General features: G+C 73.1%; 12 protein-coding genes. 10 read left to right on the top strand and 2 right to left on the bottom strand.

Features of this window, described 5'->3' with window-relative positions:
- Nucleotides 1–91 precede the first annotated feature (91 nt).
- The 8 genes from OG623_RS06135 to OG623_RS06100 all read left to right on the top strand — a co-directional run bounded on the left by OG623_RS06135 (nt 92) and on the right by OG623_RS06100 (nt 10,564).
- Nucleotides 92–889 (top strand): hypothetical protein, encoded by a 798-nt coding sequence (locus tag OG623_RS06135; protein WP_406144992.1) that lies wholly within the window; start codon nt 92–94, stop codon nt 887–889.
- A 9-nt stretch (nt 890–898) separates the two neighbouring features.
- Nucleotides 899–3,028: a bifunctional serine/threonine-protein kinase/ABC transporter substrate-binding protein gene (locus OG623_RS06130; protein WP_406144990.1), complete on the top strand. Its 2,130-nt coding sequence runs from the start codon at nt 899–901 to the stop codon at nt 3,026–3,028.
- Nucleotide 3,029: 1 nt separating this feature from the next.
- Nucleotides 3,030–5,141 (top strand): bifunctional serine/threonine-protein kinase/ABC transporter substrate-binding protein, encoded by a 2,112-nt coding sequence (locus tag OG623_RS06125; protein ID WP_406144988.1) that lies wholly within the window; start codon nt 3,030–3,032, stop codon nt 5,139–5,141.
- 270 nt (nt 5,142–5,411) lie between these two features.
- Entirely contained in the window at nt 5,412–6,440 is a 1,029-nt protein-coding gene (tdh, locus tag OG623_RS06120; RefSeq protein ID WP_406144986.1) for an L-threonine 3-dehydrogenase, read from the top strand.
- A 98-nt stretch (nt 6,441–6,538) separates the two neighbouring features.
- A complete protein-coding gene (locus OG623_RS06115; RefSeq protein WP_406144984.1) occupies nt 6,539–7,732 on the top strand; it encodes a glycine C-acetyltransferase in 1,194 nt (397 codons plus the stop codon).
- 30 nt (nt 7,733–7,762) lie between these two features.
- Nucleotides 7,763–8,668, top strand: coding sequence for a LysR family transcriptional regulator (locus OG623_RS06110; protein WP_406144982.1), 906 nt, complete (start codon nt 7,763–7,765; stop codon nt 8,666–8,668).
- Between the two features lie 45 nt (nt 8,669–8,713).
- Nucleotides 8,714–9,340, top strand: a complete 627-nt coding sequence (locus OG623_RS06105) for a nucleoside/nucleotide kinase family protein (protein ID WP_406144980.1) — start codon at nt 8,714–8,716, stop codon at nt 9,338–9,340.
- Nucleotides 9,341–9,433: 93 nt separating this feature from the next.
- Nucleotides 9,434–10,564 (top strand): M24 family metallopeptidase, encoded by a 1,131-nt coding sequence (locus tag OG623_RS06100; RefSeq protein WP_406144978.1) that lies wholly within the window; start codon nt 9,434–9,436, stop codon nt 10,562–10,564.
- A 22-nt stretch (nt 10,565–10,586) separates the two neighbouring features.
- Here OG623_RS06100 and treZ read toward each other — a convergent pair whose 3' ends face one another.
- Nucleotides 10,587–12,347 carry a malto-oligosyltrehalose trehalohydrolase gene (gene treZ, locus OG623_RS06095; RefSeq protein WP_406144976.1) on the bottom strand — a complete coding sequence of 587 codons (1,761 nt, stop codon included), beginning with the start codon at nt 12,345–12,347 and terminating at the stop codon, nt 10,587–10,589.
- 170 nt (nt 12,348–12,517) lie between these two features.
- On the opposite strand from treZ, the gene OG623_RS06090 reads away from it, so the two are divergent.
- A complete protein-coding gene (locus OG623_RS06090; protein ID WP_406144974.1) occupies nt 12,518–13,912 on the top strand; it encodes a GH1 family beta-glucosidase in 1,395 nt (464 codons plus the stop codon).
- 24 nt (nt 13,913–13,936) lie between these two features.
- On the opposite strand, the gene OG623_RS06085 is transcribed toward OG623_RS06090, so the two are convergent.
- Nucleotides 13,937–14,896: a GNAT family N-acetyltransferase gene (locus OG623_RS06085; RefSeq protein WP_406144972.1), complete on the bottom strand. Its 960-nt coding sequence runs from the start codon at nt 14,894–14,896 to the stop codon at nt 13,937–13,939.
- 167 nt (nt 14,897–15,063) lie between these two features.
- Here OG623_RS06085 and OG623_RS06080 point away from each other — a divergent pair, with 167 nt between their 5' ends.
- Entirely contained in the window at nt 15,064–15,633 is a 570-nt protein-coding gene (locus OG623_RS06080) for an FHA domain-containing protein (RefSeq protein WP_406144970.1), read from the top strand.
- Nucleotide 15,634 lies beyond the last annotated feature (1 nt).

Here is a 15,634-nt window from a genome sequence, read left to right as displayed (position 1 = left end):
CCGGATCCCGGTCCGTTGTCACCCCCTGCTTCTATGATCGAGCGTGTCGAGAGCATGTGGGGGACAGGGACTCGTGAGACACCGTCAGGCGTTGCGCAGACACAGATACGGCATACCGGTCCTGGCCCCGCTGATCCTTCTGGCGGCCTGTGTGAGCGAGGGAGACGGCGGCAGCCCGTCGGGCAGCGATGCCAAGGACGCGTCGGCGACGGCGGCGCCGGGTGGAAACACCGAGTCCGCCGCCCCGGTGCTCGACGCCGACCCCGCCCGGCTCCCCAAGGACCGCACGGCCGCGCTCGCCCTGATCGGCCGGGTCATCGCGGAGCCCGACAGCTTCGGCCCGGGCGTGGTGAAGCGCAGTCCGTACGAGAGCGGCCCGGCCACCTGGCCGGTCCTCGGCACCGACTGCGTCTGGCACCAGGAGAAGCCCGCGAGCAACGTCCTGGCCACGCTCTCCCGCTCCTACGAGGTGCCCGCCACGAAGGGCAAGGGGCCCGTGCGGCTCTCCGCGGTCGTCACCGTCCACCGCACCCGCGAGGACGCGCGGTGGGAGATGGCCGAGTCGATCGAGGAGACGATGCGCTGCCCCACCCAGCAGTTGCGGCAGGACGAGCAGATCGGCTCGATGATCTCGGCCGCGCTGCTGGGCGGCGAGAGCGGCCAGGAAGCGGCCGAGGACACGCTGACCGAGATCGGGGAGTTCTCCTCCACCGCGCTCGGCGGCCCGCACCCCTACGTCTGGGAGCAGGCACAGAGCCTGCAGTTCACGGTGGCCGCGACGGGCAAGGGAGCGAAGGGCCGCACCGAGGACGAGATCTCCGACCTGGTGCTCCAGGGGCTGACCACCATGCTGGGCCGGATCGAGTCCGCCGTCGAGAAGCAGAGCTGAGGACACCCGATGGATGAGCTTCGGCCCACGGATCCCGCACGCATCGGCGCGCACCGGCTGCTCGGACGGCTCGGCGCCGGCGGCATGGGGGTGGTCTACCTCGGCCGCACCGACGAGGGAGCCACCGCCGCCATCAAGGTGATCCTCCCGGAGTACGCGGGGGACGAGGAGTTCAGGACCCGGTTCCGCCGTGAGGTCGAGGCCGCCCGCAAGGTGCGCAGCCCCTGGGCCGTCGAGGTCACCGGCGCCGAGACCGAGGGTGAACGCCCCTGGCTGGCCACCGCGTTCGTCCCCGGCCCCTCGCTCGAAGAGGCGGTCGCCCGCTGCGGCCCGCTGCCCGCCCGCGGTGTGCGGGTGCTCGGGCGGCTGCTCTCGAGGGCCCTGACCGCCGTGCACACCGCCGGGCTCGTCCACCGCGACGTCAAACCCGGCAACGTCCTGCTCACCGTCGACGGGCCGCGGCTCATCGACTTCGGTATCGCGCGGGCCGGTGACGCCACCGCGCTCACCGCCGCCGGCCTCGTCGTCGGCACCCCCGGCTTCCTCTCCCCCGAACAGGCCTCGGGGGACGGCACGGAGGCGGGGCCCGCGAGCGATGTGTTCTCCCTCGGCGCTCTCCTGGCGTACGCCGCGACCGGCAGGCCGCCCTTCGGCAGCGGGGCCGTCGATGCCCTGCTGTACCGCACCGTGCACGACGAACCCGACCTCGCCGGGATCGAGGACACCGGACTGCGCGCCCTGGTCGCCGACTGCCTGGCCAAGAACCCGGACGACCGGCCGACGACCCGCGTCCTCGACGAGCGCATCGTCGAGGACGCATCGAAGGGGGCGGCGGACTGGCTGCCCGATGACGTCGTGCGGCTGATCGCGGACCGGTCCGCCGAGATGCTCGCCCTGCCCGACATCGAGCCCACGATGGCCGACGATCCCGTGCCCGCATCGCCGGGCAGACGCCGCGTCCTCGCGCTGGCAGCCGGTGGCGCGGTCGTCGTGGCGGGCGGCGGAGCCTTCGCCACCTGGCGGGCGCTGCGCGACGAACCGGCCGGCGGCGCCGCGGCGAAGTCCGGCGAACGCGCCTGGATCATCGGCGTGCAGGCCGACCTGTCCGGGGCGCGCAAGGCGGCGGGTCTGGCCCAGGAACAAGGGGTGCGCGTCGCGGTCGAGCGCTTCAACTCCCGTGAGGACAAGCCCTTCACGCTTCAGGTCAAGGCGCTCGACGACGGGGGTGACACCGGGCGCGCGGTGAAGGCGGCCCAGGAGTTCGTCCGCGACCGTGACGTGCTCGCCGTCATCGGTCCGACCGGCGATGCGGAGACCGGCGCCGTCCTGAGCGTCTACGACGAGGCGATGCTGCCCCTGATCACGGTGTCGTCCCTGTCGATCGCCTACGCTCCCCGGTCCAGGAAGTCCTTCTTCCAGGCGGCCCCGTCCTACGCCGTCCTGACCGAGCCGATCGTCAACAGGCTCGTCGTACGTCCCGGCGTCGAACGCCTCGGTGTGCTGTTCGACCGGAGCGGCGGCCAGGCCGCGTACATGGGCGGCTACGCCACCAACCTGCTGACCGGGGTCCTCACCACCGGCACCACCTACCCGAGGGTCGTGCCGGCGGGCACGAAGGACATGGCCCCGGTCATCGCGGACATGCTCACGCACCGGAGCGACGCCCTCTTCTACGCGGGCGACGAGGCCGGAGCGGCGCGGACGGCACGCGCACTCGCGGACACCTCGTTCAACGGCCCCCGGATGGCGATGCACACGGCCATGGGCCCCGGTTTCCTCGCGGACGCGGGCGACACCGCCACCGGCTGGGAGTTCACCGCGCCGTACACCGACGCGACCGCGCCCGCAGCCGAGGAGTTCGCCGCCGCGCACCGCAAGCGCTTCGGCTCCGCGCCCGCGCACTGGGCGGCCGAGGCCTACGACGCGGCCGGGCTCGTCATCGAGGCGCTCACCGCCTTCGGGAAGCGGCCCGCGCGCACCGCACTCGTGGCGCGGATCGCCACGTCGGTGTACCAGGGCGTCTCGCGGACCTATGTCTTCGACGACGACCAGCTCCTGGTGGGCAACGACGCGTATCTGTACCGGGTCGAGAAGGGCCGCTACCGCTTCGTCGGCCCCGCACCGAAGACCGGAACCTGAGATGCGGCCGCTCACCTCCGACGACCCCCGTGCCATCGGCGCGTACCGGACGCTGGTCAGGCTCGGGGCGGGCGGCATGGGGGTCGTGTACCTGGCGCGTTCGCCCGGCGGCGCGCTGGCCGCCGTGAAGGTGATCCGCGCCGAACACGCCGACGACCCCGGATTCCGTGCCCGCTTCCGGCGCGAGGCGGAGGCCGCAGGGCGGGTCACCGGGCCATGGGTGGTCCCCGTGACCGGCGCGGACACCGAGGCCCGGGAGCCGTGGCTGGCCACCGAGTTCGTGCCGGGTCCCTCACTGGCCGAAACGGTCGACACCCAGGGGCCGTTGCCGGTCGGCACCGTGCGGGCGCTCGGCGCCGGGCTGGCCCGGGCGCTGGCCGCGGTGCACGGCGCGGGCCTCGCCCACCGCGACGTCAAACCGGGCAATGTACTGCTGGCGCTCGACGGTCCACGGCTCATCGACTTCGGCATCGCACGCCACGACGGCGCCACCGCCCTCACCGCGACCGGCGCGGTGATCGGCACCCCCGGCTATCTGGCCCCCGAGCAGGCGTCGGTGGGGGAGTCGGGTGCGGCAGGCGACGTCTTCTCGCTCGGCTGCGTCCTCGTGTACGCGGCGACCGGGCGGCTCCCCTTCGGCCAGGGCCCGGCGGCCGGCGTACTCTTCAGGACCGTTCACGAGGACCCGGACCTGACGGGTCTGCCGGACCAGCTCCTCGGCACGGTCACCGCCTGCCTCTCCAAGGACCCGGCGCACCGCCCCACCGCCGAACAGGCCGCGGAGCTGCTGACCGGCCGGGGATCCGCGGACCCCTGGTCGGTGCCGGGTCTTTCCGCGCTGATCGCCGAACGCTCCGCCGCCGCACTCGACCTGCCGGAACCCGAGCCCCTCCCCACCACCGTCCTCGGCCCCGCGCCCGCCCGGGGGATCTCCCGGCGCAGGGCGCTCGCCGCCGGGGCCGTCCTGCTGACCGGTGGTGGCACCGCCGCGTGGCTGGCGGCCAGGCGCGGGGACGCGGCCGACGGGCGGTCAGGGGGCTCGGGTCCCCGCCCCACGTACACCATCGGCCTGCACGCCGACCTGAGCGGACCGGGCCGAGAGCTCGGTCTGGCCCACCAGCGGGGCGCCCAGCTCGCCGTCGCCGCCCACAACGCCGGCACCGGTGCGGAGTTCGCCCTGGCCCTGCGCACCGAGGACGACAAGGGAACGGCCGAGGGAGCACTCCGGGTCGCCGACCGACTCTCCACGAGCCCGAAGGTGCTTGCCGTCGTCGGCCCGAGCACGAACAGCACGCCCGAGGCCGTCGTCGAGCGCTACGAGCGCTCCAACCTCGCCACGGTCGTCGTCGCGGCCCGCTCGTCGGACGGGGTGAGCACCACCTCGACCCGGTGCGTGATCCGGCCGCCCGACAGTGTGCTGCCCGCCGGGCTGATCCACTACGTGGTCAACACCAGCCCGGCCAAGCGGATCCACATCATCGACGACGGGGCCACCCCGCAGAGCGGCTGGCTGATCACGCACGCCTTCCGCGACGCGGCTCCGACCGGAGCCACGCTCACCGTCCACTCGGTGAAGGCGGACGACGGCTTTGGCCCCGCCGCCCGGTCCGCCGTCTCCGCCCGCGCGGACGCGGTCGTCTACGCGGGCGGGTCAGCCGCCCGGGGCGCCCGCTGTGCCAGGGCGCTGGCGGACGCCGGATTCACCGGGACACCGCTGTCCACCGGGGCCGTCCTGACCCCGGCCTTCCTCCGGGACGCGGGGGAGGCGGCGGAGGGCTGGGTGTTCTCCGAGGCCTGGACCGACCCCACGGCCGCTCCCGCCGCGAAGGCGTTCACCGCGGCGCACCGCGCCCGGTTCGACGCCGTTCCCGGTCGCTGGGCCGCCGAGGCGTACGACGCGGTCGGCCTGATCGCGCGCGCCGTCCGGACCACGAGCGCGACGACCGCCGAGCGGGGTGGAGTGGCCCAGCGGCTGTTCCTGCTGGACTACCAGGGCATCAGCCGGCGGATCTCGTTCCACGGAGCCCACCAGGTACGGACCGGGACGGGGATGTTCCTGTACCGGGTCGAGGACGGCCGGGCGCGCTGGCTGGGGCCGTACGGGACGGTATGAGCCCGCAGGGGCCTGCCCGGCTCCGGGGAGGTGAAGGCGTGAAGCGCAGCTGCGGCGCCGCTTAAGAAATCCTCGATGGACCTCCGGCACCGGTGTGCGGCAGTGTCTGTGTGACGGCGGCGAGCGAGGCGTCACCGGCGGGACCGGTGGGCAGACGCACGCGTCCGCGCCGCTCCGTCCGCCGTCACCCCCACACACCCCGGGCCGCTGGCCGCCTTCGGCATGCCCACGGCCGGGATGTCCACGTACCAGGTACAGGGAGCCGCAGCTGTGAAGGCACTCGTGAAGCACAAGGCCGAGCCGGGACTGTGGCTGATGGACGTGCCGGAGCCGGAGACCGGCCCAGGGGATGTGCTGATCAAGGTGCTGCGCACCGGGATCTGCGGCACCGACCTGCACATCCGCGACTACGACGGCTGGGCGCAGCAGGCCGTGCGCACCCCGCTCGTCCTGGGCCACGAGTTCGTCGGCGAGGTCGCCGGGATCGGCACCGACGTCGTCGACATCGAGGTCGGCGACCTGGTCAGCGGTGAGGGCCACCTGGTCTGCGGGAAGTGCCGCAACTGCCTCGCCGGGCGCCGCCACCTGTGCCGCTCCACCCTCGGGCTCGGGGTCGGCCGCGACGGGGCGTTCGCCGAATATCTGGCGCTGCCCGCATCGAACGTCTGGGTGCACCGGGACAAGGTCGACCTCGACGTCGCCGCGATCTTCGACCCGTTCGGCAACGCCGTGCACACGGCGCTGTCCTTCCCGCTGGTCGGCGAGGACGTCCTGATCACCGGCGCGGGCCCGATCGGCATCATGGCCGCCGCGGTCGCCCGGCACGCGGGCGCCCGCAACGTCGTCATCACCGATGTCAGCGAGGCCCGCCTCGACCTGGCCAGGAAGGTCGGGGTGAACCTCGCGCTGAACGTCGGCGCGGCGACCATCGCCGACGGCCAGCGCACGCTGGGGCTGCGGGAGGGCTTCGACATCGGCCTGGAGATGTCCGGCCGGCCCGAGGCCATGCGGGACATGATCGCGAACATGACGCACGGTGGCCGGATCGCGATGCTCGGACTGCCGTCCGCCGAATTCCCCGTCGACTGGTCCCGGGTCGTCACCTCCATGCTCACGATCAAGGGCATCTACGGCCGCGAGATGTACGAGACCTGGTACGCCATGTCCGTGCTCCTGGAGGGCGGGCTCGACCTCGCCCCGGTGATCACCGGCCGGTACGGCTACCGCGACTTCGAAGCCGCGTTCGACGACGCCGCGAGCGGTCTCGGCGGCAAGGTCCTGCTCGACTGGGCCGCCTGAGGCGGTCGTACGCCCTCGTACGCCCTCGTTCGTCTTCGTAGGCCCTCGTTCGCCCCAGTGGCCCGCACTCGTATCCTCCACCTCCCGGGAGACACCCCATGTTCGACTCCGTACGCGACGACCTGCGCACCGCCCTCGACGAGATCCGCGACGCCGGACTCCAGAAGCCCGAGCGGGTGATCGGCACCCCGCAGTCCGCCACCGTCGCCGTCACCTCCGGGGGCCGGGCCGGCGAGGTGCTCAACTTCTGCGCCAACAACTACCTGGGCCTCGCCGACCACCCCGAGGTCGTCGCCGCCGCACACGAGGCGCTGGACCGCTGGGGCTACGGCATGGCCTCCGTCCGCTTCATCTGCGGCACCCAGGAGGTCCACAAGGAGCTGGAGCAGCGGCTCTCCGCCTTCCTCGGGCAGGAGGACACGGTCCTCTACTCCTCCTGCTTCGACGCCAACGGCGGGGTCTTCGAGACCCTCCTCGGCCCCGAGGACGCGGTGATCTCCGACGCCCTCAACCACGCCTCCATCATCGACGGCATCCGCCTCTCCAAGGCGAAGCGCCACCGTTACGCCAACCGCGACATGGCCGACCTGGAGCAGCAGCTCAAGGAGGCCTCCGGCGCCCGCCGCCGGCTCGTCGTCACCGATGGCGTCTTCTCCATGGACGGCTACGTCGCCCCGCTGGCCGAGATCTGCGACCTCGCCGACCGCTACGACGCCATGGTCATGGTCGACGACTCGCACGCCGTCGGCTTCGTCGGCCTCGGCGGCCGTGGCACCCCTGAACTGCACGGGGTCATGGACCGCGTCGACATCATCACGGGCACGCTCGGCAAGGCGCTGGGCGGCGCGTCCGGCGGCTATGTCGCCGCGCGCGCCGAGATCGTCGCACTGCTGCGCCAGCGCTCGCGCCCGTACCTCTTCTCCAACTCGCTCGCCCCGGTCATCGCCGCCGCCTCCCTCAAGGTCATCGACCTGCTGGAGTCCGCCGGCGACCTGCGCGAGCGGCTCGACGCCAACACCGCGCTGTTCCGCTCCCGGATGACCGCGGAGGGCTTCGACATCCTGCCCGGCGACCACGCCATCGCCCCTGTGATGATCGGGGACGCGGCGAAGGCGGCCCGGATGGCCGAACTGCTCCTGGAACGCGGGGTGTACGTGATCGGGTTCTCCTACCCCGTCGTCCCGCAGGGTGCCGCCCGCATCCGTGTGCAGCTCTCCGCCGCCCACTCCACCGAGGACGTCACCCGCGCCGTGAACGCCTTCGTCGACGCACGGGCAGCCCTGGAGGGATAGCCCCGTCTCACCATCTGGGACAATGGGCACATGATCGATGCACGGCGGCTGCGTATCCTCCGTGCGGTGGCCGACCACCGCACGGTCACCGCCGCGGCCGCCGCGCTGTATCTGACCCCCTCCGCGGTCTCCCAGCAGCTGGCCGCCCTGGAGCAGGAGACCGGCCACCGTCTGGTCGAGCGCGGGGCGCGCGGCGCCAGGCTGACGGTGGCCGGGGAGATCCTGCTGACCCACGCCAACGCGGTCCTGGCCCAGCTGGAGCGGGCGGAGGCCGAGCTCGCCGACTACAGCGCGGGTGTCGCGGGGACGGTCACGGTCGCGGCGTTCGCCACCGGGATCGGTCTCGTCCTCGCCCCCGCCATCGCCGAGCTCACCCGCACCGCCCCCGGTATCCGGGTCCGGGTGCAGGACGCCGAGGGTGACGCGAGCGTGCCGATGGTGCTGGACCGCCAGGCCGATGTGGCGGTCGCCGTCGAGTACCGGGGCGCGCCCGGTGACGACGACCGGCGGCTGACCCGGGTGCCGCTGTACTCCGAGCCCTTCGACGCGGTGCTGCCGGTCGGCCACCACCTCGCCGACCAGGACCAGGTGGCCGTCGCCGATCTCGCCAAGGACACCTGGATCGGCCCGTACCCCGGCAACCCCTGCCATGACGTGGTCGTCCTGGCCTGCGAGTACGCCGGCTTCGAGCCCCTGCTCGAACACTCGTCGGACGACTTCCACGCCGTCGTCGCCCTGGCGGGCGCGGGCGCCGGCGTGGCCCTGGTACCCCGCTCGGCACTGCGCGGCACCGAGCTGGGCCGGGTCGTCGTACGCCCGGTGGAGGGCGCGGCCCCGACCCGCCGGGTCTTCGCCGCGGTACGCCAGGGAGCGGAGGGCCACCCCCTGATCAAGCCGGTCCTGCGAGCACTGCACGCGGCAGCGGGACCGGCGTGAGGCGCCGGGGCACGCCCCGGCCCGTCAGAGGGGACAATGCCCGCCATGGACACGAATGACCTCGCCGCGCTGACGGACCGTGCCCGTGGTCTTGCCGCCGGGGGTGGGCGGCGGATCCTCGGGATCGCCGGGGCGCCCGGTGCGGGGAAGTCCACGCTGGCCGCCCGGATCGTCGAGCGGCTCGCGGGGTGCGCCGTGCTCGTCCCGATGGACGGCTTCCACCTGGCCGGGGCCGAGCTGGAGCGGCTCGGGCGGGCCGGTCGTAAGGGCGCCCCCGACACCTTCGACGCCGCCGGGTACGCGGCCCTGCTCCGGCGGTTGCGCTACCCCGAAGGCCCGGAACCCGTGTACGCGCCCGCCTTCGACCGGGCGCTGGAGGAGCCCGTCGCCGGGTCCGTGTGTGTCGGTCCGGATGTCCCGCTCGTCGTGACCGAGGGCAACTACCTGCTGCTGGACGACGGGCCCTGGGCGCAGGTGCGCGGACTGCTGGACGAGGTGTGGTTCCTGGACGTCGACCCGGGGCTACGGGTGCGCGGGCTCGTGGACCGGCATGTGCGCTTCGGCAAGACCCGCCCGCACGCCGAGCGCTGGGTCGCCGGCTCCGACGAACGCAACGCCCGGCTGGTCGAGCTCCACCGCGACCGCGCCGACCTCGTCGTGCGGCTGCGCTGAGCCGGGGGCGGCGCGCCCGTAATCCTGCTCGCGTCCGGCCGGGCGTACGGGCAGGATGCTGTGTGCCGCGTCGCCCCGCCAGGAGGTTGTCCCATGCCCAGCACCGACCAGCCCGTGCCCTTCACCGCCGATGACTACCGGGCCAGGATGACCCGCGCAGCCGAGTCCGCCGACGCCGCGGGTCTGGCCGGTGTCCTCGTGGCGCCCGGCCCCGACCTGGTCCATCTCACCGGATACCGGCCGACCGCCGACACCGAGCGCCTCACCCTGCTCGTCCTGCGGGCCGGCCAGGACCCCGTCCTCGTCGTCCCCGCCCTGGAGGCGGCCGACGCGGAACGCGCCCCCGGTGCCGGGGCCCTGACCCTGCGGGACTGGACCGACGCCGCCAACCCCTACACCCTGACCGCGGGGCTGCTCGACGCCAAGGGCCGGTTCGGGATCAGCGACAACGCCTGGGCGCTGCACCTGCTGGCCCTGCGAGGGCTCCTCCCCGACACCTCCTACGCCTCGCTCACCGAGGCCCTGCCCATGCTGCGCGCCGTCAAGGACGCCGCCGAGCTGGAGCGGCTGGCCGCGGCGGGGGCCGCGGCCGACGCGACGTACGAGGAGATCCTCAAGGTCCGCTTCTCGGGGCGGCGGGAGAGCGACGTGGCCGCCGACCTGGCCGCGCTCCTCACCGAACACGGCCACTCCCAGGTCGACTTCACCGTCGTGGGATCCGGCCCCAACGGCGCCAACCCGCACCACGAAGCGGGCGAGCGCACCATCGAGGGCGGCGACATGGTCGTCCTGGACTTCGGCGGCCTGAAGTACGGCTACGGCTCCGACACCTCCCGTACGGTCCATGTCGGCGAGCCCACCGCCGAGGAGCAGCGGGTCCATGACGTCGTACGCGAGGCGCAGGAGGCCGGCTGCCGTGCCGTGCGGCCGGGGGTGGCCTGCCAGGAGATCGACCGGGCGGCCCGCGCCGTCATCACCGAATTCGGCTACGGCGAACGCTTCATCCACCGCACGGGCCACGGCATCGGCGTCACCACCCATGAACCGCCCTACATGATCGAGGGCGAGGGGCAGCCGCTGGTCCCCGGGATGTGCTTCTCCGTGGAGCCCGGCATCTACCTCCCGGGCCGCTTCGGCGTCCGTATCGAGGACATCGTCACGGTCACCGAGAGCGGCGGCAGGCGGCTGAACACCACCGCGCGCGAGCTGGCGGTCGTCGAGTAGGGGCAAAGGGCAGGGGAGTTGGTCAGTCGTCGGCCAGTACGACGCACGATTCGGGCGGCAGATGGAGCACGCCGTCCGCCCCGGGCGCCGTGACCGGCTCCCACGCGGCCAGCACCCTGCCACCGCCCTTCCGGTGCCGGCCGGCCCCCAGTGGGACGGCGGCCGGCTCCCCGGAGAGGTTCACCACGATCCGCAGATCGCCCCGCCGGCAGGCGATCCATCGGGCCTCCTCGTCGTACGCCGTCCGCACCGACGCCAGATCAGGGTCGGAGAGGTCCGCCATGGCGTGGCGCAGGACGATCAGCTCGCGGTACCAGGCGAGCAGCCGGGCGTGCGGCTCCCGCTCCGGCTCCCTCCAGTCGAGACAGGAGCGGGCCCTGGTGTCCGGGTCCTGCGGATCGGGCACGTCCTCCTCGGCCCAGCCGTGCGCCGCGAACTCCCGGCGTCTGCCGTCGCGTACGGCGCGGGCGAGCTCCGGGTCGGTGTGGTCGGTGAAGAACTGCCACGGGGTACGGGCGCCCCACTCCTCGCCCATGAAGAGCATCGGCGTGAACGGCCCGCTGAGCACGAGCGCAGCGGCGCACGCCTGGAGCCCGGGGGAGAGCCCGGCGGCCAGCCGGTCACCGAGGGCGCGGTTGCCGATCTGGTCATGGGTCTGGGCGTAGCCGACGAAACGGTGGGCGGGGGTCCTGGCGGTGTCGACGCGGCGCCCGTGGGTGCGGCCCCGGAAGCTGGAGTACGTACCGTCGTGGAAGAACGCCCTGGTCATCGTCTTGGCGAGGGCGGCAAGCGGGGCCGCGGCGAAGTCGGCGTAGTAGCCCTGGGCCTCGCCGGTGAGCGCCGTGTGCAGGGCGTGGTGGAAGTCGTCGTTCCACTGGGCGCCGATACCGATGCCGCCCTCCGAGCGCGGAGTGGTCGTCCTCGGGTCGCAGAGATCGGACTCCGCGATCAGCCCGAGCGGCCGGCCGAGCTCCGACGCGAGCGTGTCCACGGCCGTGGAGAGCTCCTCCAGGAAGGTGAACGCCCTGCCGTCGGCCAGGGCGTGGACGGCGTCCAGACGCAGCCCGTCAAGGCGGTAGTCGCGCAGCCAGGCGAGCGCACTGCCCAGCAGATAGGCGCGCACCTCGTCGGAGCCCGGGGCGTCGAGATTGACCGCCGAACCCCAGGGGGTGTGGTGCGTGTCCGTGAAGTACGGGCCGAAGGCCGGGAGGTAATTACCCGAGGGCCCCAGGTGGTTGTGGACCACGTCCAGGACGACCGCGAGCCCCGTACCGTGCGCCGTGTCGACAAAGTGCTTCAGTCCCTGCGGGCCGCCGTACGGCTCGTGCACCGCCCAGAAGGACACTCCTTCGTACCCCCAGCCGTGGGTTCCCGGGAACGGGCAGACGGGCATCAGCTCCACATGTGTGACACCGAGGTCCACGAGGTGGCCGAGCCGCCCGGCGGCGGCGGCGAAGGTGCCCTCCGGGGTGAACGTGCCGATGTGCAGCTCGTACAGGACCGCGCCCGGCAGCCCCCGCCCGGCCCAGACGGTGCGCCAGGCGTAGGCGTCCTGGTCGACGACCGCGCTCTCGCCGTCGGGTCCGTCCGGCTGGCGGCGGGAGCGCGGATCGGGCAGCACGGGGCCGTCGTCGAGCGAGAAGCCGTAACGGTCCCCGTCCGCCGCCTCGGCCTCCGCGGTCCACCAGCCCGCGCGCAGCGGGTCGCGCTCCATCGGCAGACGGCCGCCCGCCGTGCACAGCGCCGCCGACCCGGCCTCGGGGGCCCACACCTCGAACTGCATTCAGCACTCCTCGTCCATGAACCCGGTGCCCGGGGCCCCTCCGGACACTGGAGCGGGTCCGCACCTGGGGATTAGGGTCTGGTCCTGATCATTGCCCTGCCGGGTTCTGCTCATACGCGGCGAGCCCGGGCAGAAGTACAAGGTCCCTCTTACGGCTGCTGGAGGCCGCGATGTCCGTTCCGACCTTCCCACCCGGCTTCCTGTGGGGAGCCTCAGCCTCCGCCTTCCAGACGGAAGGGGCCTTCGACACCGACGGCAAGGGGCTCTCCGGCTGGGACGCCTTCGCCGCACAGCCCGGCCGCATCAAGGACGGCACCGACACCACACGCGGCACCGGCTTCCACGAGCACTACCGCGAGGACGTGGCCCTGCTCGCCGGACTCGGCGCCGACGCCTTCCGCTTCTCGATCAGCTGGCCCCGGGTCGTCCCCGGCGGCAGCGGCGCGCTCAACCCGGCGGGCCTCGACTTCTACGACCGGCTCGTCGACGAACTCTGTGCCCACGGCATCACCCCCGCCCCCACGCTCTACCACTGGGACACCCCGCTCCCGCTGGACGAGGAGGGCGGCTGGCTCAACCGCGACACCGCCTACCGCTTCGCCGAGTACGCGGGCATCGTCGCCGAACGTCTCGCCGACCGGGTCCCCATGTGGATCACCATCAACGAACCGGCCGAGGTCACGATGCTCGGCTACGCCCTCGGCGAGCACGCCCCCGGCCACACCCTCCTCTTCGACGCCCTGCCGGCCGCCCACCACCAGCTGCTCGCACACGGACTGGCCGCGCGGGCACTGCGCGCGGCCGGCGCGGAGAACATCGGCATCGCGCTCTCGCACACCCCCGTCTGGACGGCGGGGGACTCCGACGAGGACCGGGCGGGAGCGGAGATCTACGACACCCTGACCAACTGGCTGTTCGCCGACCCGGTCCTCACCGGCCGCTACCCCGACGACGGGTTCGCCGCGCTGATGCCGGGGCCCGTCGACGACGACCTCAAGGTCATCTCCACGCCCCTGGACTGGTACGGCGTCAACTACTACAACCCGACCCTGGTCGGTGCCCCCACGCCCGAGGCGCTCGGCTCCTTCTCGGGCTACCCGATGCCCGCCGGGCTCCCCTTCGGCATCAGGGAGATCGAGGGCTACGACACCACCGACTTCGGCTGGCCCGTCGTCCCCCAGGGGCTCGCCGAGACGCTCGGCGGGCTGCGGGACCGCTTCGGCGACCGGCTGCCGCCCGTCTACATCACGGAGAACGGCTGCGCGGTCGACGAGCCCGTCGCCGACGGCCGCCGCATCGCCTTCCTGGAAGGGCACCTGGAGGCGCTGCGTACGGCCATCGACGCGGGCGTGGACGTACGCGGCTACTTCACCTGGTCACTGACCGACAACGTCGAGTGGACGGAGGGCGCCAGCAAACGGTTCGGCCTGGTCCACATCGACTACGAGACGCTCAAGCGCACCCCCAAGGAGTCCTACGCCTGGTACCGCGACGTGATCCGCGCCCAGCGCACCGGCGGCGCGGACGGGCCTGCGCTCACATCAGGTGAACGCGCCTCCGGGTGAGCCCGCGCCGAGTGAACGCGCGCCCTACGGCTGGTCCCACACCATGTCGAAGGACCGCTCGAAGTTGACGTAGCCCAGGCGCTCGAAGGACTTCGCCATCGGGACGTTGCCGAGGTCGGTCGCCGCCCTGATGCGCTCCACGTCCTGCGCGGCGAGCACCCGGGTGCCCTCGGCCAGGATGTCGTCGATGTAGCCGTGCCCCCGGTGCGCCGGCAGCACCCCGATATAGGCGATCATCGGGTGGTAGTTGTTGCGCGCCGGGACGACGAAGCCCACCGGCTCACCGCTCGGCAGCGCGGCGACCCGCCACCAGTCCCGCGGCGTGCGGAGGCCGGCGAACTCCTCGTCGTAGTGCTTCTCCGCGGCCTCGCGGGCACTCAGCCCGGACGCCAGGTCCTGCTGGCCGTGCGCGTCCAGGGTGCCCTCCATCACCGGGGTCATCAGCGCGACGAGGTCCTCGCGCCCGGTGACCTCCCGGAACACCAGCCGGCCCGTGTCCTCCGGCACCGGTGTGCCCGCCCGCCACTCAAGACGCAGCCGCTCCACGAGCAACCGGGCGCCGCTCGCCTCCATGACCCGGATACGGGCCTCCACGACCTCGCGCACGGCGGGGTCCTCGTGCCAGTCCGGCGGGACGTAGCGGCCGTACTCGGGCCGCGCCGCCCCGGCGGGCACGACCGCGGCGGTCGCCTGCTCCACCAGCTCCAGGCCGATCGCCCCGCGCTCCGGCTCCGGCAGGGTGTCGTCCAGGTCGAAGAAGTCCAGGAACTGGGGATCGCCGCCCTCCTGGCCCGTCCACCAGGAGAGCCGGCCCACGACGCGGTCGCCGCGCACGGCCACCCACATCCACTCGGGGCGGCGACGGCCCGTGGCGAGGTCGTCGGCGAGCTCATGGTCGAGCACATAGGAAAGGCGCTGGAAGAGACCGAGTTCATCCGCTCCGGTGAGCGGACGGACGGTCAGTTCCGGTGGTGCAGGGGTCACGAATTCTCCTCGACGCGTGCACGCCGCGTCCTGCTGGAGGCGGCGCGCGACGATAACAACGTCCGCACGGCCGCCGCGCGGTAATTGTTCACAGTCGCCCTGGTCAGGGCGGCCGGGAACCGGCATCGTCTGGACACCTCGGGCCCCTCGGCCCGACAATTGCTGTCGTGACGTCCTCCTTCGAGTCCTACACGTATCCCGCGCGGCTCTCGGACGCCGAGCGCGACCGTGTACTCGGTGTGCTCAGAGACGGCGCCGCACAGGGGAAGCTCTCCCACGACACCTTCCTGCGGCGCATGGAACTGGCCCTCACCGCCCGGCGCTCCGAGGAACTCAAGGCGCTCACCTCGGACCTGGAGCCGGGCGGCGGGCGCTGGTCCCGCGGTCTGTTCCGCGCGGTGGGCGAGGTCTCGGCCTTTCCGGCCAGGCTGCGCAGGGCGTGGCAGTCCGAGCGGCTGCCCAAGCTTCTGCTGCCGATGCCGGGACCGCACCCGCTGCGCATCGGCCGCGACCCGGGCAACGGGCTCCGGCTCAACCACGAGACGGTGTCACGGCTGCACGCCGAACTGACCGCGTACGGCAGCCGGTGGATCCTGCGCGACCTGGGCTCGACGAACGGCACGTGCGTCAACGGCCAGCGGGTCGTCGGCGCGGTCACGGTGAGCGACGGCGACCAGGTGAGCTTCGGACGGATGGCCTTCCGGCTCACCGCGTCCCTGCCCGTGCCTCCGGCCTGAG

It is taken from the genome of Streptomyces sp. NBC_01012, from assembly GCF_045162755.1.
Classification (GTDB): Bacteria; Actinomycetota; Actinomycetes; order Streptomycetales; family Streptomycetaceae; genus Streptomyces.
This window is presented reverse-complemented; position numbering and strand designations above follow the sequence as displayed.

Bases quoted from the DNA above. Each gene is read 5' to 3' on its own strand.
- OG623_RS06110 (WP_406144982.1), top strand. From the start codon at position 7,763: ATGATCGATGCACGGCGGCTGCGTATCCTCCGTGCGGTGGCCGACCAC.
- OG623_RS06130 (WP_406144990.1), top strand. From the start codon at position 899: ATGGATGAGCTTCGGCCCACGGATCCCGCACGCATCGGCGCGCACCGG.
- OG623_RS06115 (WP_406144984.1), top strand. From the start codon at position 6,539: ATGTTCGACTCCGTACGCGACGACCTGCGCACCGCCCTCGACGAGATC.
- OG623_RS06125 (WP_406144988.1), top strand. From the start codon at position 3,030: ATGCGGCCGCTCACCTCCGACGACCCCCGTGCCATCGGCGCGTACCGG.
- treZ (WP_406144976.1), bottom strand. From the start codon at position 12,347: ATGCAGTTCGAGGTGTGGGCCCCCGAGGCCGGGTCGGCGGCGCTGTGC.
- OG623_RS06105 (WP_406144980.1), top strand. From the start codon at position 8,714: ATGGACACGAATGACCTCGCCGCGCTGACGGACCGTGCCCGTGGTCTT.
- OG623_RS06100 (WP_406144978.1), top strand. From the start codon at position 9,434: ATGCCCAGCACCGACCAGCCCGTGCCCTTCACCGCCGATGACTACCGG.
- OG623_RS06090 (WP_406144974.1), top strand. From the start codon at position 12,518: ATGTCCGTTCCGACCTTCCCACCCGGCTTCCTGTGGGGAGCCTCAGCC.